17 protein-coding genes and 1 pseudogene are annotated in these 19,645 nt (G+C 68.3%); 8 read left to right on the forward strand and 10 right to left on the reverse strand.

The window, feature by feature from the left end; translation table 11 throughout:
• The first annotated feature begins 52 nt into the window (after positions 1 to 52).
• The 3 genes from gap to tpiA are packed head-to-tail and all read left to right on the forward strand — an operon-like array spanning position 53 to position 3,108.
• Complete coding sequence (gap, locus tag PSS76_RS17835; RefSeq protein ID WP_337456480.1) at positions 53 to 1,072, forward strand: type I glyceraldehyde-3-phosphate dehydrogenase; 1,020 nt, start codon at positions 53 to 55, stop codon at positions 1,070 to 1,072.
• Positions 1,073 to 1,092: 20 nt separating this feature from the next.
• Positions 1,093 to 2,319 (forward strand): phosphoglycerate kinase, encoded by a 1,227-nt coding sequence (locus PSS76_RS17840; RefSeq protein ID WP_013415940.1) that lies wholly within the window; start codon positions 1,093 to 1,095, stop codon positions 2,317 to 2,319.
• Positions 2,320 to 2,322: 3 nt separating this feature from the next.
• Positions 2,323 to 3,108: a triose-phosphate isomerase gene (gene tpiA / locus PSS76_RS17845; RefSeq protein ID WP_005513397.1), complete on the forward strand. Its 786-nt coding sequence runs from the start codon at positions 2,323 to 2,325 to the stop codon at positions 3,106 to 3,108.
• Positions 3,109 to 3,198: 90 nt separating this feature from the next.
• On the opposite strand, the gene PSS76_RS17850 is transcribed toward tpiA, so the two are convergent.
• Both PSS76_RS17850 and PSS76_RS17855 read right to left on the reverse strand, forming a co-directional pair.
• The gene (locus tag PSS76_RS17850; RefSeq protein ID WP_049799477.1) at positions 3,199 to 4,113 is read right to left on the reverse strand and encodes a tyrosine-protein phosphatase; all 915 of its coding nucleotides are present in this window, start codon (positions 4,111 to 4,113) and stop codon (positions 3,199 to 3,201) included.
• A 143-nt stretch (positions 4,114 to 4,256) separates the two neighbouring features.
• Positions 4,257 to 5,171, reverse strand: a complete 915-nt coding sequence (locus PSS76_RS17855) for a tyrosine-protein phosphatase (protein ID WP_084846060.1) — start codon at positions 5,169 to 5,171, stop codon at positions 4,257 to 4,259.
• 231 nt (positions 5,172 to 5,402) lie between these two features.
• Between PSS76_RS17855 and secG the strand changes: the two genes are divergently transcribed.
• The 3 genes from secG to ppc are packed head-to-tail and all read left to right on the forward strand — an operon-like array spanning position 5,403 to position 8,895.
• Positions 5,403 to 5,636: a preprotein translocase subunit SecG gene (secG, locus tag PSS76_RS17860; RefSeq protein WP_005513393.1), complete on the forward strand. Its 234-nt coding sequence runs from the start codon at positions 5,403 to 5,405 to the stop codon at positions 5,634 to 5,636.
• 2 nt (positions 5,637 to 5,638) lie between these two features.
• Positions 5,639 to 6,049, forward strand: coding sequence for a PPOX class F420-dependent oxidoreductase (locus PSS76_RS17865; protein WP_013415943.1), 411 nt, complete (start codon positions 5,639 to 5,641; stop codon positions 6,047 to 6,049).
• Positions 6,050 to 6,102: 53 nt separating this feature from the next.
• Positions 6,103 to 8,895 (forward strand): phosphoenolpyruvate carboxylase, encoded by a 2,793-nt coding sequence (gene ppc, locus PSS76_RS17870; protein ID WP_069854894.1) that lies wholly within the window; start codon positions 6,103 to 6,105, stop codon positions 8,893 to 8,895.
• Positions 8,896 to 8,923: 28 nt separating this feature from the next.
• On the opposite strand, the gene PSS76_RS17875 is transcribed toward ppc, so the two are convergent.
• On the reverse strand, positions 8,924 to 9,400 hold the full coding sequence (locus PSS76_RS17875) for a MarR family winged helix-turn-helix transcriptional regulator (RefSeq protein WP_022595774.1): 477 nt from the start codon (positions 9,398 to 9,400) through the stop codon (positions 8,924 to 8,926).
• A 123-nt stretch (positions 9,401 to 9,523) separates the two neighbouring features.
• Here PSS76_RS17875 and PSS76_RS17880 point away from each other — a divergent pair.
• Positions 9,524 to 10,204 (forward strand): annotated as a pseudogene (locus PSS76_RS17880) (alpha/beta fold hydrolase); the annotation flags it as partial.
• 16 nt (positions 10,205 to 10,220) lie between these two features.
• On the opposite strand, the gene PSS76_RS17885 reads toward PSS76_RS17880, so the two are convergent.
• The 6 genes from PSS76_RS17885 to tkt all read right to left on the reverse strand — a co-directional run bounded on the left by PSS76_RS17885 (position 10,221) and on the right by tkt (position 17,410).
• Positions 10,221 to 10,676 (reverse strand): DUF6389 family protein, encoded by a 456-nt coding sequence (locus PSS76_RS17885; protein WP_005513387.1) that lies wholly within the window; start codon positions 10,674 to 10,676, stop codon positions 10,221 to 10,223.
• 300 nt (positions 10,677 to 10,976) lie between these two features.
• Complete coding sequence (gene pgl, locus PSS76_RS17890; RefSeq protein ID WP_084980184.1) at positions 10,977 to 11,726, reverse strand: 6-phosphogluconolactonase; 750 nt, start codon at positions 11,724 to 11,726, stop codon at positions 10,977 to 10,979.
• Complete coding sequence (gene opcA / locus PSS76_RS17895; protein ID WP_013415948.1) at positions 11,719 to 12,630, reverse strand: glucose-6-phosphate dehydrogenase assembly protein OpcA; 912 nt, start codon at positions 12,628 to 12,630, stop codon at positions 11,719 to 11,721. Before opcA ends, pgl begins: the two co-directional genes overlap by 8 nt.
• Entirely contained in the window at positions 12,627 to 14,168 is a 1,542-nt protein-coding gene (zwf, locus tag PSS76_RS17900) for a glucose-6-phosphate dehydrogenase (protein ID WP_005513383.1), read from the reverse strand. Before zwf ends, opcA begins: the two co-directional genes overlap by 4 nt.
• A 3-nt stretch (positions 14,169 to 14,171) precedes the next feature.
• Positions 14,172 to 15,293, reverse strand: a complete 1,122-nt coding sequence (tal, locus tag PSS76_RS17905) for a transaldolase (protein ID WP_064076857.1) — start codon at positions 15,291 to 15,293, stop codon at positions 14,172 to 14,174.
• A gap of 8 nt (positions 15,294 to 15,301) precedes the next feature.
• Positions 15,302 to 17,410, reverse strand: coding sequence for a transketolase (gene tkt / locus PSS76_RS17910; protein ID WP_205316463.1), 2,109 nt, complete (start codon positions 17,408 to 17,410; stop codon positions 15,302 to 15,304).
• 204 nt (positions 17,411 to 17,614) lie between these two features.
• On the opposite strand from tkt, the gene PSS76_RS17915 reads away from it, so the two are divergent.
• Positions 17,615 to 18,604 (forward strand): heme o synthase, encoded by a 990-nt coding sequence (locus PSS76_RS17915; protein WP_337456481.1) that lies wholly within the window; start codon positions 17,615 to 17,617, stop codon positions 18,602 to 18,604.
• A 59-nt stretch (positions 18,605 to 18,663) separates the two neighbouring features.
• Here the strand turns inward: PSS76_RS17915 and PSS76_RS17920 are convergent, their stop codons facing one another.
• Positions 18,664 to 19,629, reverse strand: a complete 966-nt coding sequence (locus tag PSS76_RS17920) for a quinone oxidoreductase family protein (protein WP_337456482.1) — start codon at positions 19,627 to 19,629, stop codon at positions 18,664 to 18,666.
• Positions 19,630 to 19,645 lie beyond the last annotated feature (16 nt).

Consider the following 19,645-nt stretch of genomic DNA (forward strand, 5'->3'; position numbering starts at 1 on the left):
GTCCGCCAACTAGGGTGGGATGCGCACCGACTGATGAGCAAAGGAGCGAACTGTGACGGTCCGGGTAGGCATCAACGGCTTCGGTCGTATCGGGCGTAACTTCTTCAGGGCAGTCGATGCGCAGAAGGCGCTCGGCACCACCGACATCGAAATCGTGGCGGTCAACGACCTCACGGACAACGCAACGCTGGCTCACCTGCTCAAGTACGACTCGATCCTGGGTCGCCTGCCGCACGGGGTCTCGCTCGAGGGCGACGACACCATCGTCGTCGGCGATACCAAGATCAAGGCACTGGCGCACCGCGGTCCGCTCAGCGAACTTCCCTGGGGCGATCTGGGTGTCGACGTCGTCGTCGAGTCCACGGGCATCTTCACGGACGCCGAGAAGGCCAAGGGGCACCTCGAGGCCGGTGCCGAGAAGGTCGTCATCTCCGCGCCCGCAAAGGGCGAGGACATCACCATCGTCATGGGCGTCAACGACGACGAGTACGACGGCAGCCAGAACATCATCTCCAACGCGTCCTGCACCACCAACTGCCTCGGCCCGATCGCCAAGGTCCTCGACGACGAGTTCGGAATCGTCAAGGGTCTGATGACCACGGTCCACGCTTACACGCAGGACCAGAATCTGCAGGACGGCCCACACAGAGATCTGCGTCGCGCCCGCGCGGCCGCGTTGAACGTCGTCCCGACCAGCACGGGTGCCGCCAAGGCCATCGGCCTGGTCCTCCCGCAGTTGCAGGGCAAGCTGGACGGATACGCGTTGCGCGTGCCGATCCCGACGGGCTCGGTCACCGACCTCACCGTCAACCTGTCGAAACCGGCCACGACTGCGGAGATCAACGCCGCCATGAAGTCTGCCGCCGAGGGCCGGCTGAAGGGCATCCTGAAGTACACCGAGGCACCCATCGTGTCGTCGGACATCGTCACCGACCCCCATTCCTCGATCTTCGACGCCGGCCTCACCAAGGTCATCGATGATCAGGCCAAGGTTGTCTCCTGGTACGACAACGAGTGGGGCTATTCGAACCGCCTGGCGGATCTCGTCGGCCTCGTCGCCAAGTCACTCTGAACGGAAGCACTACTACAACTATGTCTGTCAAGACTCTGCAAGACCTGTTGGACGAAGGTGTCGAGGGCCGTACCGTGCTGGTGCGCTCCGACCTGAATGTCCCGCTGGACAACGGAACCATCACCGATCCGGGCCGCATCATCGCTTCGGCGCCGACCATCTCGGCACTGGCCGAGGCCGGCGCCAAGGTGATCGTGATGGCGCACCTGGGCCGTCCCAAGGGTGAGTTCGACCCCGCGCTGTCGCTGGCGCCGGTCGCCGCGAAACTCGGTGAGGTGCTGGGGCGCAACGTCCAGCTCGCAGGTGACGTCGTCGGCCAGGATGCGCTCGCGCGGTCCGAGGGCCTGACGGACGGCGATGTCCTCCTGCTCGAGAACATCCGCTTCGATCCGCGTGAGACCAGCAAGGACGACGCCGAGCGCGAGGCGCTCGCGAAGGCGCTCGTCGACCTGGTCGACGGGGAAGGCGCGTTCGTCTCCGACGGTTTCGGTGTCGTGCACCGCAAGCAGGCGTCGGTATACGACATTGCCAAACTGCTGCCCCACTACGCGGGCAACCTGGTCGCGGCCGAGGTCGACGTCCTGCAGAAGCTCACGCAGGACTCCGAGCGTCCGTACGCGGTCGTGCTCGGCGGTTCGAAGGTGTCGGACAAGCTCGCCGTGATCGAGGCGCTGGCACCCAAGGTCGACACCCTCGTCATCGGTGGCGGCATGTACTACACCTTCCTTGCCGCACAGGGTGTTTCGGTCGGCAACTCGCTGTGCCAGGAAGAGATGATCGAGACCTGCAAGGGCCTGCTCGAGCGCTACGCGGACGTCATCCACATCCCGCAGGACGTGGTGATCGCCGATTCGTTCTCGGCGGACGCCGAGTCGAAGACGGTCTCCGTCCTGGACATCCCGGACGGCTGGATGGGACTGGACATCGGACCGCAGTCGGTGGAGCGCTTCGCGGCGATCCTCTCGGGTGCCAAGACGGTGTTCTGGAACGGCCCGATGGGCGTGTTCGAGTTCGAGAAGTTCGCGGCCGGCACCAAGGGTGTCGCCGAAGCGATCATCGAGGCCACGGGCAAGGGCGCGTTCAGCGTCGTCGGCGGCGGCGACTCCGCGGCGGCCGTGCGTCAGCTCGGCCTGCCCGAGGACGGCTTCTCGCACATCTCGACCGGCGGCGGCGCGTCCCTCGAGTACCTCGAGGGCAAGACGCTTCCCGGCATCAGTGCCCTCGAAGACCGAGCGCTGGAGGACTGAGGCATGGCACGTAAGCCTTTGATCGCCGGCAACTGGAAGATGAACCTCAACCATCTCGAGGCCATCGCTCTGGTGCAGAAGATCGCTTTCTCGTTGCCCGCGAAGTACTTCGAGAAGGTCGACGTGACCGTGCTCCCGCCGTTCACCGACATCCGCACCGTGCAGACGCTGGTCGAGGGCGACAAGCTCCTGCTCACCTACGGTGCCCAGGACGTCTCCGCCCACGAGTCGGGTGCGTACACCGGCGAGATCAGCGGCTCGATGCTGGCCAAGCTGGGCTGCACGTTCGTGGTCGTCGGCCACTCCGAGCGGCGCACGCTGCACGGCGAGTCCGACGAGACCGTCCTCGCCAAGACCAAGGCCGCGCTGCGATACGGGATCACCCCGATCGTCTGCATCGGTGAGGGCCTGAACATCCGCGAGGCCGGCGAGCACGTGTCGTTCAACGTTGCGCAGCTGAAGGCTTCGCTGGCGGGTCTGTCGCCCGACGAGATCTCGAAGATCGTCGTCGCGTACGAACCCGTCTGGGCCATCGGCACCGGCAAGGTGGCCTCGGCTGCCGACGCGCAGGAAGTCTGCAAGGCGGTGCGTGACACGCTCGCCGAGCTGGCGTCAGCGGAGATCGCCCAGGCCGTGCGGGTCCTCTACGGCGGTTCGGTCAACGCCAAGAACGTCGGCGAGCTCATCGCTCAGCCCGACATCGACGGTGGCCTCGTCGGCGGGGCCTCGCTCAAGGCGGACGAGTTCGCGACCCTGTCGGCCATCGCGGCCGGCGGACCGCTCCCGTGACCGGGTAGTGCCTGAACGATGCGCGGGGCGCGTGGCCGGAAAGGTCACGCGCCCCGCGCTTTTGGTGGATCAGGGCGACAGTGTGCAGGGTCAGGCGAGCAGTTTCAGTCGGAGTTCGGTGACGGTGCCGATCGTCAGTCCCAGTCCCTCCGTCAGATAGCGGTCGAACGAGCCGTAGGTGCGTTCGAGTTCGTCGAACGACGCCTCGAGGTAGCCGGCGTCGACCCCGATCAGCTGCCGGTAGATCTCGGCTGCCTCGGGACCCTTCGTGGCGGTGATCCGGTCCAGGGTGGCCCGGATCGTCTCGGCGGAGTATTCGTTCGAGAGCAGGTAATCGTCCACGATCGTCTGCCGGGGCACACCGGCGATGCCGAGGAGCAGGGCGGTGGCCCAACCGGTGCGGTCCTTGCCGGCGGTGCAGTGGAAGACCTGCGGCCCGGAGGTGTTCGCAAGTTGCGTGAGTAGCAGTGCGTAGCCGCGGCGGGACGTCTCGTCCGTGACGGTGTCACGGTAACCGGCCTCTACGTAGGCGCGGGCCTCCTCGGGGCTGCGCAGCCCGGCGATGTCGCCACTGGGGTCGGCCGACAGGACCTGGATCTGCTGGTACCGGACGCCGTCCGGGAGCACGTCCGGGTTTGCGGCGATCTCCTGGTCGGTGCGCAGGTCGTACACGGCGGTCAGTCCGAGCGAACCGAGTGTCTGCAGGTCTGCAGGCGTCGGCGCGAGAGTGTTCGAGCGATAGAACACGCCGCGGTTGACGTGCAGGCCGCCGAGACCTTCGTAGCCGGCTCCGGTGCCGGCGATGTCCCGAAAATTGTTCACCGACGCCAGTCTCGGGGTCTCGGGCGTATCGACCGCGGCGGATCCGGATCCCGACGATCCGAAGCCGGGGAGCGACGACGCTTCGGCGACGACAGGTCCGGCGAGCAGCAGTGCGGCTGTGAGGGCGAGGGTGGTCGTGGCGCGGGTGCGCGGGAAACGCTTGTCGTGCACAGGTTTCGTCACAGTGAGTCCTTCCGCGATGGTGGCTTCCGCCCGGAAGGTAGCGCGTGGACGGACGGTCGATGTGACACGTCTCACTCACTGGTTGGGCGCCGTGCTGGGCGTGCGCGAGATTCGCTCACGCCCAGCGCTGTTCGTCTGCGGGGTCAGGCGAACAGCTTGATACGCAGCTTGGCGATCGTCACCGGCGACAGGTCGAGACCGTCGAGCAAATAGTTCTGCACACTGCCGTACTTCGCCGCGAGCTCGTCGAGGCCCGCCTGCAGATAGCCGGCGTCCACACCGAGCAGGGGGCGATAGATGTCCGCGACGGCCTGCCCCCGGCTCGCCTTGATGCCCTCGTAGGTGCGTTCCATCGACGCGGCCGTGTACTCGTTGGTGAGCAGGTAGTCGCTCATGATGTCGGCACCGGAAACCCCGGCGATGCTCTGCAGTAGTGCCGACGTCCAGCCGGTCCGGTCCTTGCCGGCGGTGCAGTGGTAGACCTGCGGTCCGGCGGTGTTCGCCAAGTCCGTGAGCAGTTGCGCGAAGCCTGCGCGCGCGGCCGGATCGGTGACGAACGAGCGGTTCATGTCCTGCATGAAGCGTCGGGCGTCGTCGGGGGTCCGCAACTGGGCGACGCCGGCGGCAAGGTCGCCGGACAGAATCGGGATGCGGACGTACTCGGGTCCGTCGGGGAGCCGGTCGGCCTTCTGCGCCACTTCCTCGTTCGTCCGCAGGTCGTAGACCGCCGACAGCTTCAGCCCGTTGAGGGTGGCGAGGTCCGCGTCGTCGGGCGTGATCGCGTTCGCGCGATAGAACACGCCGGTGCGCATGTGGCCGAAAGGGGTCTCGTAGCCGGGGCCCGCGACGTCGCGGAAGTTGTCGACGGTCGCGAGCCGAGGAGCCTCCACCGTCGTCGGAGCCGACGAGCCGAACGTCCCGAGCGAGCCGAACGACGGCAGGTCGACCGACCCGGCGGCCTCGGCGGCGGCGGTTCCGGCGAACAGGAACGAGCCGGACACGGCGATTGCCGTGGCGGCTCGGGTGGTGCGGCGCAGAGCTGTGGAGCGGTGCGTCATGGTGAGGCCTTCCTCGTCGGGGTGCTGACAGCACGGAAGGTAGTGTGGCACGTTGTGCCACAAAAGTGGGGCATCTCACTGTGCGGGAGGACTGTGGCGCCCGGCATCCACCCCCTGGCCGACGCCGAGGCGCTCCGGATGTCGGGCTTGCGGCTCGCCGGGGGAGTACCAGGTAAGCTGGGCGCGCTAGTGGCCGAATTCCGTCGTGCGTGAAGGGCAGCGAATACCGAAATGGCACTGTTCCTGGACATCCTGCTGGTCATCACCAGCCTGCTGCTGATTCTCCTGATTCTGCTGCATCGCGGTAAGGGCGGCGGTCTGTCCAGCCTCTTCGGTGGCGGTGTCCAGTCGAGTCTGGCCGGTTCGAGCGTCGTCGAGAAGAACCTCGACCGTATGACGGTCTTCACGGCGGCGATCTGGCTGATCGCGATCCTCGGCATCGGACTCGAGATCAAGTTCAGCTGACGATGGCGGGGTACCACAGTTCCGCGACCATCCCCGATGCTGCTGCGGCGCTGATCGATGCGCCGGAGTTCGCGACGCTCGCCACCGTCGAACCGGGCGGCCAGCCGCAGCTGTCCGTCGTCTGGCTCGAGCGGGACGGTGACGACGTCCTCATATCCACTGTCCGGGGGCGCCGCAAGACGGACAACCTCCTGCGCGATCCTCGTGCGACGGTGCTCGTCTACCCGGCGAGTGGCCCGTACAGCTACGTCGAGATCCGCGGCACCACCACGATCGCCGACGACCCCGGCGGATCCCTCATCCACAAGCTGGCCCGGAAGTACACCGGCGCGCAGCGGTGGGAACACGACGCCCCCGACACCCCGCGGGTCATCGTCCGGTTGACCCCGTCGAAGGTGATCTGGAAGGGCTGACGCTGTCGCGTCGTTGCTGTGCGGGGGACCGGCCGTCGGCCGATAATCGGGTGATGACCGGGACCTCGGATTCATCTGCAGCCTCTTCCGTCACGTCCGCGCCGCGCGCCGCCACCGAGCCGCTGCGTGACGACATCCGCCTCCTCGGCGGGATCCTCGGCGACATCGTCCGCGAGCAGGCCGGCGAGGACGTCTTCGACCTGGTCGAACGAGCCCGTGTCGAGTCGTTCCGGGTCCGCCGGTCGGAGATCGACCGGGCCGAGCTGGCCGAGCTCTTCTCGACCGTCGACACCGCCGACGCGATCCCTGTCATTCGTGCCTTCAGTCACTTCGCGTTGCTTGCGAACGTCGCCGAGGACATCCACCGTGAACGCCGGCGGGCGATCCACGTCCGGGCAGGCGAACCTCCGCAGGACAGCACCCTCGCGGCCACCTACGCGAAACTCGATGCCGCACCGGTGGATCCGGAGATCGCTGTGGGTGCGCTCGCGGGTGCCCTCGTCGCACCAGTCATCACCGCTCATCCCACCGAAACGCGCCGACGGACGGTTTTCGAGACCCAGAACCGGATCATGGAACTGATGCGGAGGCGGGAGTGGGTGTCCGTCGATCCCGCCGAGGCAGACGCCGTCGACCGGCAGTTGCGGCGGCAGATCCTCACCCTGTGGCAGACGGCGCTGATCCGGCTGTCGCGCTTGCGGATCCAGGACGAGATCGAGGTGGGACTGCGGTACTACGACGCGTCCCTGTTCGAGGTGGTGCCGAGGATCAATGCGGAACTGCGCGATGCGCTGCGCAGCCGCTGGCCGGATTCGGGAGTGCTCACCGAGCCGATGCTGCGGCCCGGCTCGTGGATCGGCGGCGACCGCGACGGCAACCCGTACGTCACCGCCGACGTGGTCGCACGTGCCACCCACCGCGCATCGGAGACCGCGCTCGAACACCATCTCGCCGAACTGGAGGTCCTCGAGCGGGAGCTGTCGATGTCGGCGAGGCTGGTCACCGTCACCCCGGAGCTGAACCGGCTGGCCGACGAGTCCGGTGACGAGTCGGCGTTCCGGGCGGACGAGCCGTACCGCCGGGCCGTGCGGGGCCTGCGGGCGAGGCTCACCGGCACGGCGGCACGCATCCTCGGTCACCCGGCCGCGCATGCGGTCGCCGGAGAGCTTCCGGACTACCGCGACCCCGCCGAGCTGCTCGCGGATCTCGAGATCATCGACACGTCGCTGCGCTCGCACGGCGACGGCACCGTGGCCGACGACCGCCTGGCCCAGCTGCGAAACTCCGTGGAAGTGTTCGGGTTCCACCTGTGTGGTCTCGACATGCGGCAGAACTCGGAAGTACACGAGACGGTGGTGGCGGAGTTGCTGGCCTGGTCCGGCGTACACCCGGACTACGCGTCGCTGCCGGAGGACGAGCGGGTCGCGTTGCTGACGCGCGAGCTGGCGACGCGTCGTCCTCTCGCCGGCCCGCACGCCGAGTTCAGCGAACTCACCACGAAGGAACTCGGCATCCTGCGCGCCGCCGCCGACGCCGTGGACCGGATCGGCCCCGAGGCGATCCCGAACTACGTCATCAGCATGTGCGAGTCGGTCAGCGACATGCTCGAGGCGGCGATCCTGCTGGCCGAGGTCGGATTGTTCGACCCGGACGGCGAGGCCGGACCGCGGTGCCCGGTGGGGATCGTTCCGCTGTTCGAGACGATCGAGGATCTGCGGCACGGCGCGGAAACCCTCACCGCCACCCTGGATGTCCCGCTGTACCGGGCTCTCGTCGCCAATCGCGGGGACAGCCAGGAAGTGATGCTCGGCTACTCCGACTCCAACAAGGACGGCGGCTACCTCGCCGCGAACTGGGCGCTGTACCGGGCCGAGCTGGACCTCGTCCGAGTGGCCCGCGAGAAGGGAATCAGGCTGCGACTGTTCCACGGTCGCGGCGGCACCGTGGGACGCGGCGGTGGCCCCAGCTACGACGCGATCCTCGCGCAGCCTCCCGGTGCCGTCGAGGGATCGCTCCGGATCACCGAGCAGGGCGAGATCATCGCCGCGAAGTACGCCGAGCCGCGTCTGGCGCGGCGCAACCTCGAGGCACTGGTGTCCGCGACCCTCGAATCGACCCTGCTCGACGTCGAGGGCCTGGGCGACGACGCCGCGCCGGCGTACGCCGTCCTCGACGAACTCGCGGAACTGGCACGGGTCGCGTACGCCGATCTCGTGCACGACACCCCGGGGTTCGTCGAGTACTTCGAGGCGTCGACGCCGGTCGCGGAGATCGGCGCACTCAACATCGGCAGCAGGCCGGCGTCACGCAAACAGACGCAGTCGATCTCGGATCTGCGCGCCATCCCGTGGGTGTTGTCGTGGAGCCAGTCGCGGGTCATGCTGCCCGGCTGGTACGGCACCGGAACGGCGTTCGAGAAGTGGGTCGGCGACGACGCGGGTCGGCTGGCGACACTGACCGATCTGTACGAGCGGTGGCCGTTCTTCCGAACGGTGCTCTCGAACATGGCGCAGGTGCTGTCGAAGTCCGACATGGGGCTGGCTGCACGGTATTCCGAACTCGTGCCCGACGCGGAGCTACGCGAAGAGGTGTTCGGCAAGATCTCCGCCGAACACGCGCGCACCCTCGCGATGTACCGGGCCGTCACCGGTCACGACAACCTGCTGTGGGACAACCCCGCGCTGGATCGGTCGGTGCACAACCGTTTCCCGTATCTCGAGCCGCTCAACCATCTGCAGGTGGAGCTGTTGCGCCGCTACCGCGCCGGTGACGACTCGGACAATGTCCGGCGCGGGATCCAGCTCACCATGAACGGGCTCGCGACGGCGCTGCGCAACAGCGGGTAGCGCCGGGTCCGCGGCGCAGCCCCGTCCCTCAGCGATCCGGTGCGAGCTCGGTTCGGGCGTCGGCGGCGGCCTCGCGCATCCGGGTGAGGAACGCCGAGACGGTTTCCCGCTCCTCGTGCGAGAACGTCTCGATCGCGGCCACGGCCCGGCCGATCAGCGGGCCGAAGAAGGACCACCCGAGTTCTTCCGCCTTCGGCGTCACCGTCACCAGGACCCGCCGGCGATCCGCCGTGTCGCGGCCCCGCTCGAGAAGTCCCGCCGTCTCCAGTCGGTCGATCAGTGCGGTCGTCGAGGCCGAGCTGAGGGACAACTGCCCGCCCAGCCATCCGGGTGTGGACGGAGTGCCGGAACGCGCGGCGTCGAGCAGGCAGATGAGGGCCCGCAGATCGGTGGTGTGCAGGTCGTTCCGGTTCGCGAACTCTGCGCCCAGGAGGTTCAGTTCGACGGTGAGTGCCCGGACCCGGTGCACGAGCGCCATTGCGTCGTCGTCCCGACTGTGGGTCATGCGCGTGGGCTCCGATCCTCGACGTGGTTCTCTCGCTAGCCTAGTCTCTCGATCATCGAGATAATGGGTTGAGGGGGACGAGATGAGGCGCGGCACCACCGAAGACTTCGCTGTCACGGCGGCGGGGCGACGTCGACGTCGTGGTTCGTCGGCGCGAGCCAACTCGCCGACGAGCACCGCGTGTACGCGATCGACTTCCTCGGCGATCCCGGTCGCAGCGTCGTCGGCGAGCGACTGCGCTCGGTCGAGGACCTGATGTCGTGGCTGAGCGATGTGCTGGGCGCACTCGGGCTCGAATCCGTGGCCGTCGTGGGACATTCGTACGGGGCGATGGTTGCCCTCGCCTTCGCGGCGCGGCACCCCGGACGGGTCGACCGTCTGGTCCTGCTCGACCCGAACTCCTGTTTCGCCGGTTTTCGCCCGGACTACCTCCTGCGGGCGGTGCCCCTGCTGTTGCGTCCCACTGCTACACGGCAGCGAGCGCTGATCGGCTGGGAGACAGCAGGATCGGAGATCGACCGGGACTGGCTCGATCTCGTCGCTTACGGCGCCGAACACTTCCCGTCGACGCGGCCGGTCGTGCCCGGACGTCCACGACCGGGGGACCTCGAGCGGGTGGTGTGCCCGACGACGGTGCTGCTCGCCGGGCGCAGCCGGATCCACGACATCGGGAAGGTGGAGGCGGGTGTCCGGAAGAGACTGCCTCACGCCGGGATCGAGACGGTGGCCGGCGTCTCGCACTACACCCTGCCGATGGCGGGTGCCGAGTCGACCGTGGCCCTGTCCGACGCCCTGCGCGGGTGAGCGGGCGTGGTCCTCGTCAGGTTCCGGTGGGCTCGAACGCCAGCGGTGTGACGGTGCCGCTGCCGTCTTCGCCGTCGATCAGCCACGGCACCGAGGAACGGGAGGCGCCGACGCGTGTCCACAGGTCCGTCAGCCACGCCGCGGCGGCATCGACGACCGCATCCTCGACGACGAACGGCGCATTGCGGGACATCAGTGGCACGTCGGGTTCGACCCCGTCCTCCGTGTATACGATGCCGAAAAGGTGTCGGTGGGCGTCGATGTGCTTGTTGAGCGTGAAGTAGTCGGGCCCTTCCAGGCGAACCCAGACGTCGAACGTGCCCTCACCGTCCTGATCGGGGAACACGTCGATGCACAGTTCGGTCGCCTCCGCCGGCAGCGCATCGAGAATCGCCGACAGTTTCGCGGCAGCGGCATCGGTGTGTGCGTCCAGCACGGCAGCCAGCGTCGTCAGGTACTCGTCACGGTCCACTGCCGCAGACTACCGCCGGAATCGTCCCCACGGTGGGCAGGGAACCGATCGACCGCCGCCCACGTCCTACTGATCGAACGGATGAGGTCTGGCGAACGAGAGGGGAGTCGGAACATGGAGCGACGGCCGAGGGAGACGACGTACCGGCGTCTCGGATCGCGTGGCGTGAGCGGACCACGGAGCCGGGCGCTGCTGGCTGCCGGGTGTCGGCCACGCGCGAACGTGACCGACACCGGAGAGCTTGCGTCGCCGTGGAATCCGGGAACGGCTCTCGAGGACGAGTCGGAGTGACCGGTGAGCTCAGGAGCGGGGGAGTCCGCTCGCCGCGCCCTCGTCGAGCAGCCACACGGTCTTCTCGATACCCCGAGCGCCCGCGGCCGGGATCTCGTCGGGACGGGCGCCGCCGACCGCCGCGGCGACCGCGTCGGCCTTCGCCTCACCCGAGACGATCAGCCACACTTCGCGCGCAGATTGCAACGCCGGCAGCGTGAGCGTCACCCGCACCGGGGGCGGCTTGGGGGAATCGGTGACCGCCACCACCAACTGTTCCGCCTCACGAACCGCGTCGGTGTGGGGGAACAGCGAATTGACGTGCCCCTCTCCGCCCATGCCGAGCAGGTGCACGTCGAACAGGGGACCGGTGCGGCCGGCGGCGAACGTCTCGAGCACCTCTCCGTACGCGGCTGCGGCCGTGACCGGATCGCTGTTGTACGCGCCGTCCGACGCCGCCATGACGTGCACGCGCGCCGGATCGACCGGCACGTGATCGAGCAGTGCCCGGTGCGCCTGGACCTCGTTACGCTCCGGATCGCCGGTGGGCAGGAATCGCTCGTCGCCGAAAAACACGTCCAGCGCGGCCCAGTCGATCGCCCCCGGGTTGGCGCGGACATGTTCGAGAAGGGCGATCCCCGTACCGCCGCCGGTGAGGACGACGGCGGCGGAACCGCGCGTCCGTTGGGCCGCGACCACTGCATCGACGAAACGCTCGGCGGCCGCGCGCACGAGGGCGTCGGTGTCGGCGAAGCGGTGAATCTCGTTCGGATCAGACATATTCCACCTTCGACAGTCCGGTCAGGGCGGCCTCGTAGATCTCGTCGGGATCGAGACGACGCAGTTCTTCCGCGAGGCAGTCCCGGGTCTCGCGTCGCGCCAGGGCAACCAGTGCATCCGGCTGCCCGACGCGGCTCAGGGTTGCGGTGGTCTCGACCTGCGGACGGCTGATCGCGATGCGGTCGTCGTTGGTGAGCTGCAGTTCGACGAACAGCGGACCCGTCTGCCTCCGGACCGGGCCGTCGATACGGTCCGCAAGCCAGCCCGCCAGGATGTCGAGCGCAGGCTCGGTGGCCAGCCCCGACACCGTCGCGGACACGATCTGCTCGTGCGGCGGCTGATCCAGCGCCGACGTCAGCAGCGCACGCCAGTAGGTGATTCGACTCCACGCCAGGTCGGTGTCGCCGGCGGTGTACGAGCCGAGTCGGCTCTTGATGGTCGCGGTCGGATCGTCCGCACCGGTCGCATCGGTGATCCGGCGGATCGCCAACCGTCCTACCGGATCCAGTGCCGGCACGGTGGGGGCGTCGTCCGGCCACCACGCCACGACGGGGGTGTCGGGCAGCAGGAACGGCACCACGACACTCGCCTCGTGGTCGGCGAGCTCGCCGAACACGCGCAGGATCACGACCTCGGACGCGCCGGCGTCGCCGCCGACCCGGATCTCGGCGTCGAGATGTGTTTCCTCCGAACGAGATCCGCGCGCAACGACGATGACGCGACACGGGTGCTCCCGGCTGGCCTCGTTCGCGGCGTCGATGACGTCCTCGGAGTTCTTGCTGTCCCGCGTGCACACGACCAGCGTCAGGACCCGGCCCAACGTCACGGCGCCACCGGATTCACGAAGCTCCACGAGCTTCTTGTTGATCGCCCCGGTGGTGGTTCCGGGCAGCTCGATGATCACGGCCTTCTCCATTCACGACCGGTGCGGCGCATCATTTCCTGCGCGGACGGCGGACCCCAGGTTCCTGCCTCGTACGGCTCGGGTTTGCCGTTCTCCGCCCAGTGCTCGAGGACGGGATCGAGGATCTTCCAGGACAGCTCCACCTCGGCATTGACCGGGAACAGCGACGGCTCACCGAGCAGAACGTCGAGGATCAGTCGCTCGTAGGCCTCGGGCGACGACTCCGTGAACGCCTGCCCGTAGCTGAAGTCCATGTTGACGTCCCGGACCTCCATGCTCGACCCGGGCACCTTGGAACCGAACCGCATGGTGACGCCCTCGTCGGGCTGGACCCGGATCACGAGCGCGTTCTGACCGAGATCCTCGGTCATGGTGGCGTCGAACGGCAGATGCGGCGCCCGCTTGAACACCACGGCGATCTCGGTGACCCGGCGGCCCAGACGCTTACCGGTGCGCAGGTAGAACGGCACGCCCGCCCAGCGGCGGGTATCCACCTCGAGGGTGATCGCCGCGTAGGTCTCCGTCTTCGAGTCCTTCGCGAAACCCTCCTCCTCGAGGAGTCCGACGACCTTGCGGCCGCCCTGCCAACCGCCGGCGTACTGGCCGCGGGCGGTGGTCTCGTCGAGCGGTTCCGCGAGGCGGGTCGCCGACAGCACCTTGATCTTCTCCGCCTGCAGTTCGGCGGGCTCGAAGCTGATCGGCTCCTCCATCGCGGTGAACGCGAGCAACTGGAGCAGGTGGTTCTGGATCACGTCGCGGGCCGCACCGATGCCGTCGTAGTAGCCGGCCCGGCCGCCGAGACCGATGTCCTCGGCCATCGTGATCTGCACGTGGTCGACGTAGTGGGCGTTCCAGATCGGGTCGAACAACTGGTTGGCGAACCGCAGCGCCAGGATGTTCTGGACCGTCTCCTTGCCCAGGTAGTGGTCGATCCGGAACACGGTGTCCTCGGGGAACACGTTGTTCACGACAGCGTTCAGTTCACGAGCGCTCTCGAGGTCGTGGCCGAACGGCTTCTCGATCACCACGCGCCGCCACTGGCCGTCCGCCGACTTGGCCAGTCCCGACCGCGACAACTGCTCGCAGACCGTCGGGAACTGGGCCGGTGGAATCGACAGGTAGAACGCGTGATTACCGCGTGTCCCGCGTTCGCGGTCCAGTGCGTCGAGAGTGTGCGACAACTCGGTGAAGGCCTCGGCGTCGTCGAAGCTGCCGTGGACGAAGCGGATGCCCTTCGCGAGCTGCTCCCACACGTCCTCGCTGAAGGGGGTGCGGGAGTGTTCGCGCACGGCGTCGTGCACCACCTGCGCGAAATCCTGGTCCGCCCAGTCGCGCCGGGCGAACCCGACGAGAGCGAACCCGGGCGGCAGAAGCCCTCTGTTGGCGAGGTCGTACACCGCGGGCATCAGCTTCTTGCGTGCCAAATCGCCTGTGACCCCGAAGATCACGAGGCCACAGGGGCCGGCGATGCGAGGCAGTCGCCGGTCCCTGCTGTCCCGGAGTGGGTTGATCCAATCGTCCGCCGCGGGTCCGCTCACTGATCAGCTCTCTCGGGCAGCGGCGAGCTGCTGCGAGGTCGCGTCGAGCAGCTCGTTCCACGAAACCTCGAACTTCTCGACGCCCTCGTTCTCGAGCACCAGGAAGACGTCGGTGAGATCGATGCCGACGGCCGCGAGCTCGTCGAACACCTGCTGCGAGGCGACCGCCGTCCCGGACGTGGTGTCCCCGGTGATCACGCCGTGGTCCGCGACCGCGTCGAGGGTGCTCTCCGGCATGGTGTTGACCGTGTTGGGCGCAACCAGCTCGGTGACGTAGAGGGTGTCGGGGTACGCGGGATTCTTCACACCCGTCGACGCCCACAGCGCACGCTGGGGGCGCGCGCCGCGCTCGAGCAGAGCGTGGAAGCGGGCGTCGACCTCGAACACCTCCTGGTAGGCGGCGTACGCGAGGCGCGCGTTCGCCACGCCCGCCTTGCCGCGCAACTCGAGCGCCTGCGGGGTGCCGATCTTGTCGAGCCGCTTGTCGATCTCGGTGTCGACGCGGGAGACGAAGAACGACGCCACCGAGTGGATCTCGGACAGATCGTGACCTGCGGTCACGGCAGCCTCGAGCCCGGCCAGGTAGGCGTCCATGACCTTGCGGTACCGCTCCACGGAGAAGATCAGCGTCACGTTGACGCTGATGCCCTCGCCGATCACCTTCGTGATCGCGGGCAGCCCGGCCTCCGTGGCCGGGATCTTGATGAACAGGTTGGGCCGGTCCACGATCTTCCACAGCTCGACCGCCTGCGCGACGGTCTTGTCGGCGTCGTGCGCCAGCCGCGGGTCGACCTCGATCGATACGCGGCCGTCCTTGCCGTTGCTGGCCTCGAACTGCGGTACGAGCACGTCGCACGCCGCGCGGACGTCGTCGGTGGTCACCGTGCGGATGGTGTCCTCGACATCGGCGCCGCGGGCCGCGAGCTCACGAACCTGGGCGTCGTAGACGTGCCCCTTGCTCAGGGCGGCCTGGAAGATCGACGGGTTGGTGGTGACGCCGACGACGCTCTTGGTGGCGACGAGCTCGGCGAGGTTGCCCGACTGGATACGGTCCCGCGAGAGATCGTCGAGCCACACCGAGACGCCGGCCTCGGACAGCTTCTGCAGATTCGCGTTCTGAGTCATGGTGCGATTCATCCCTTCACTCGAGCGAGCGAGCGCTGCGCAGCGGCGGTGACGGCCTCGGCGGTGATGCCGAACTCGCGGAACAGGGTCTTGTAGTCGGCGGACGCGCCGAAGTGCTCGATCGAGACGATCTCGCCCGCGTCTCCGACGAAGCGGTACCACGGCATCGCGATACCGGCCTCGACCGCGACCCGCGCCTTGACCGTGGGGGGAAGGACGCCGTCTCGGTACGCCTGGTCCTGCGCGTCGAACCACTCGACACACGGCATCGACACGACGCGAGTGGGAACGCCCTCGGCCTCGAGCGCCTCGCGGGCGGCGACGGCGAGCTGCAGCTCCGAACCCGTTCCGATGATCACGACCTCGGGGGTGCCGGTCGAGGCCTCGGCCAGCACGTAGCCGCCGCGCGAGACACCCTCGTAGTGGGTTCCCTCGAGGACCGGGAGATCCTGGCGGGTCAGGGCCAGACCGGCCGGAGCGCGGGTGGCCTCGTCGGAACCCTTCTCCAGAACGGCCCGCCAGGCGTGGGCGGTCTCGTTGGCGTCGCCGGGGCGGACGACGTACAGACCGGGAATGGCCCGTAGTGCCGCCAGGTGCTCGATCGGCTGATGCGTCGGACCGTCCTCGCCGAGACCGATCGAGTCGTGCGTCCAGACGTAGACCACCGGGGTCTTCATGATCGCCGCCAGACGGACGGCGGGACGCATGTAGTCACTGAAGACGAGGAACGTGCCGCCGTAGGGGCGGGTCGGGCCGTGCAGGGCGATGCCGTTGAGGATCGAGCCCATCGCGTGCTCGCGAACGCCGAAGTGCAGGGTCCGGCCGTACGGCTGGGCCTTCCACATGTCCGTCGAGATGGATTCGGGACCGAACGAATCGGAGCCCTTGATCGTGGTGTTGTTGCTCTCCGCGAGGTCCGCCGAGCCGCCCCACAGCTCGGGCAGGACCGGACCGACGGCGTTGAGCACCGCGGCGGACGCCTTGCGGGTGGCCAGGCCCTTGGCGTCCGGCTCCCACGTGGGGAGAACGTCGGCCCAGTCGGCGGGCAGGTCGCGGCCGGTCAGACGGTCGAGGAGCTTCTTGCCCTCGGGCGCGCGCTGGACCCACTCGTCGTACAGCGCCTGCCACTCCTTGTGCGCCTGCACGCCGCGATCGACGACCTTGCGAGTGTGCGCGATGACCTCGGGCGCCACCTCGAAAGTCCGCTCGGGATCGAACCCGAGTGCCTTCTTGACCGCGGCGACCTCGTCGGGGCCCAGAGCGGCGCCGTGCGCGGCGCCGGTGTTCATCTTGGTCGGCGCCGGGTATCCGATGATCGTGCGCAGCAGGACCAGCGACGGCCGGTCGGTGACCTCGCGGGCCTTCTCGAGCGCCTGCTCGATGGCCACGACGTTCTCGCCGCCTTCGACGACCTGGACGTGCCAGCCGTAGGACTCGTAGCGAGCCGCGGTGTCCTCGGACAGCGCGATCGCCGTGTCGTCCTCGATCGAGATCTTGTTGTCGTCGTAGATCACCGTCAGATTGCCCAGCTGCTGCACCCCGGCGATCGAGGACGCCTCCGACGTCACACCCTCCTCGATGTCGCCGTCGGACGCGACGACGTAGATGTGATGGTCGAAGGGGCTCTCGCCCGGCGCCGCCTCGGGATCGAACAGGCCGCGCTCCCGACGAGCGGCCATCGCCATGCCGACGGCCGACGCCAGACCCTGCCCGAGGGGACCGGTGGTGATCTCGACACCGCGGGTGTGGCCGTGCTCAGGGTGACCCGGGGTCTTGGACCCCCACGTGCGCAGCGACTCGAGATCTTCCAGTTCGAGGCCGTAGCCGGCGAGGTACAGCTGGACGTACAGGGTCAGGCTCGAGTGGCCACAGGAGAGGACGAAGCGGTCCCGGCCGATCCAGTCGGCGTCCGCGGGATCGTGCCGCATGACGCGCTGGAACAGCGTGTAGGCCAGCGGCGCGAGGCTCATCGCGGTGCCGGGGTGGCCGTTGCCCACCTTCTGGACTGCGTCCGCGGCGAGTACACGGGCGGTGTCGACGGCTCTGGTGTCCAGGTCGGTCCAATCGGTGGGGTGGACCGGTTGCGTGAGGACGCGGATCTCGTCTGTGATCGACACGGGCAGATGTCTCCTGACATGGTTGTACGTGGAGCCGGAGGTTGTCCGGAGGGTGCAGTGGGCGTCGCCGGACCTCGAGTGCGCCTCCAGCCTAGTGTGCCGCCCCGATCGGGTCGATTCGGTTCAGGGGTAGCCGCCGTCTACCATCGTTTGTAGTAGTGAAGTAGTAAGCGAGGATGTAGTCGCGTGGGGCAAGGAGAAAGCGTGCGTACAGGGCATCGGCCGAGCGGACACGGCTTCGGCGGCCCCTCCGGCACATCCGAGGCGAAGGCTGCGCGGGACACCACCACGCTGTGGGGGCGGGTGACGGCGACGATTCTGGCGTACGTCGCGCTGACGAAGCCGCGCGTGATCGAGCTGCTGCTGGTCGCGACCATTCCGGCGATGCTGCTGGCCGATCGCGGGCACATCGACCTGGTCCTCATCCTGAGCACGCTGTTCGGCGGCTGGATGGGTGCCGCGAGCGCCAACTCGCTGAACTGTGTGGTGGACGCCGACATCGACAAGGTCATGAAGCGCACTGCGCTGCGTCCTCTCGCGCGTCAGGCCGTCCCGACCAAGCACGCGTTCGTGTTCGGTATGACGTTGGGCGTCGCCTCCTTCGTGTGGCTGTGGTGGCGGGCGAACCTGCTCGCGGGCTTCCTCGTCGTCCTGACGATCGCGTTCTACGTGCTCGTCTACACGATGGTGCTCAAGCGCCGCACGTGGCAGAACGTGATCTGGGGCGGCGCGGCGGGCTGCATGCCGGTCATGGTCGGCTGGGCCGCGGTCACCGGCTCACTCAGCTGGGAGCCGGTGGTCCTGTTCCTGATCATCTTCTTCTGGACGCCGCCGCACACGTGGGCACTCGCGATGCGGTACAAGGAGGACTACAAGGCGGCCGGCGTGCCCATGCTCCCGGTCATCGCCTCCGAAACCCACGTCACCAAGCAGATCGTCGTCTACACGTGGGCGACGGTGCTCGCGTCGCTGGCGCTGGTCCCGGCCGCGGGCTGGATCTACGCGATCGTCACTCTGCTCGCCGGTGCCTGGTTCCTGTTCGTCGCGCACCAGCTGTACAACAGCGTCCGCGGCGGCACACCGATCAAGCCACTCAAGCTGTTCCTGCAGTCCAACAACTACCTTGCGGTGGTGTGCTGCGGGCTGGCCGTCGACTCGGTCCTCGGCTGGGACACCATCGGCAGCCTCTTCTGACCGGACGCGTACGACGAAGGCCCGCGCTCCGGAGCGGGCCTTCGTCGTACGTGCAGGCGTTACGGCACCAGCACGATCGAACCGGTGGTGCGTCGCCCCTCGAGATCCCGGTGCGCGTCCGCCGCCCGGTCGAGCGGGTAGCTGCCGCCCACCCGCAGCTTCAGCGTCCCGGCCGCGATCGCGTCGAGGACGGCGCCGGCCCGCCACGTGAGCTCCTCGCGGTCGCGCACGTAGTGGGCGAGGGTCGGCCTGGTGACGAAGAGTGAGCCCCCCGAGTTCAGGCGCTGGAGGTCGAACGGGGGCACCGGCCCGCTGGCGGCACCGAACAGCACCAGCGTGCCGCGAATGCGGAGCGAGTCGAGGCTGGCATCGAAGGTGTCCTTGCCGACGCCGTCGTACACCGCGGCCACGCCCTCGCCGCCGGTGAGCTCACGAACCTTGTCGGCGAGGCCGGTGTCGTAGCGCAGGACCCGCCAGGCCCCGGCTTCCCGCGCCAGCGCCTCCTTCTCGTCCGTCGACACCGTCGAGATGACCTTGACGCCCTTCGCGGCCGCCATCTGTGTCAGCAGCAGTCCCACGCCGCCCGCTCCGGCGTGGACGAGCACCGTCTCGCCGGCCCGGGCGGGATGAGCGGATTCGATCAGGTAGTGGGCGGTCATGCCCTGCAGCAACGCCGACGCCGCCGACTCGGGCGCGACCGCGTCCGGGACGTCCACTGCGACGGCGGCCGGGACGACGACCTTCTCGGCGTAACTTCCGGGCGCGGACGCCCACGCCACGCGGTCCCCGACGCCGAACTCCGACACCTGCGAGCCCACCTCGAGGACGACACCCGACCCCTCGTCGCCGGGGATGTACGGCACCTCGCGCGCGTATGTGCCGGTGCGGAAGTACGTGTCGATGAAGTTGACGCCGACGGCCTCGGTGGCCACCAGTAGATCGTTCGGGCCGACCGGCGGATCGGGCACCTCCGAGGGGACGAGAACCTCCGGACCGCCGAACCGGGACACCACGATTGCACGCATGTTCTTGTTCTACACC

Source organism: Prescottella sp. D32 (genome assembly GCF_037287305.1).
Lineage (GTDB): Bacteria > Actinomycetota > Actinomycetes > Mycobacteriales > Mycobacteriaceae > Prescottella > Prescottella equi.

Coding starts and splice junctions, on each gene's coding strand:
- PSS76_RS17855 (WP_084846060.1), bottom strand. CDS start 5,171: ATGACGCACCGCTCCACAGCTCTGCGCCGCACCACCCGAGCCGCCACG.
- secG (WP_005513393.1), top strand. CDS start 5,403: ATGGCACTGTTCCTGGACATCCTGCTGGTCATCACCAGCCTGCTGCTG.
- tal (WP_064076857.1), bottom strand. CDS start 15,293: ATGACTCAGAACGCGAATCTGCAGAAGCTGTCCGAGGCCGGCGTCTCG.
- ppc (WP_069854894.1), top strand. CDS start 6,103: ATGACCGGGACCTCGGATTCATCTGCAGCCTCTTCCGTCACGTCCGCG.
- PSS76_RS17865 (WP_013415943.1), top strand. CDS start 5,639: ATGGCGGGGTACCACAGTTCCGCGACCATCCCCGATGCTGCTGCGGCG.
- PSS76_RS17920 (WP_337456482.1), bottom strand. CDS start 19,629: ATGCGTGCAATCGTGGTGTCCCGGTTCGGCGGTCCGGAGGTTCTCGTC.
- PSS76_RS17875 (WP_022595774.1), bottom strand. CDS start 9,400: ATGACCCACAGTCGGGACGACGACGCAATGGCGCTCGTGCACCGGGTC.
- tpiA (WP_005513397.1), top strand. CDS start 2,323: ATGGCACGTAAGCCTTTGATCGCCGGCAACTGGAAGATGAACCTCAAC.
- PSS76_RS17840 (WP_013415940.1), top strand. CDS start 1,093: ATGTCTGTCAAGACTCTGCAAGACCTGTTGGACGAAGGTGTCGAGGGC.
- pgl (WP_084980184.1), bottom strand. CDS start 11,726: ATGTCTGATCCGAACGAGATTCACCGCTTCGCCGACACCGACGCCCTC.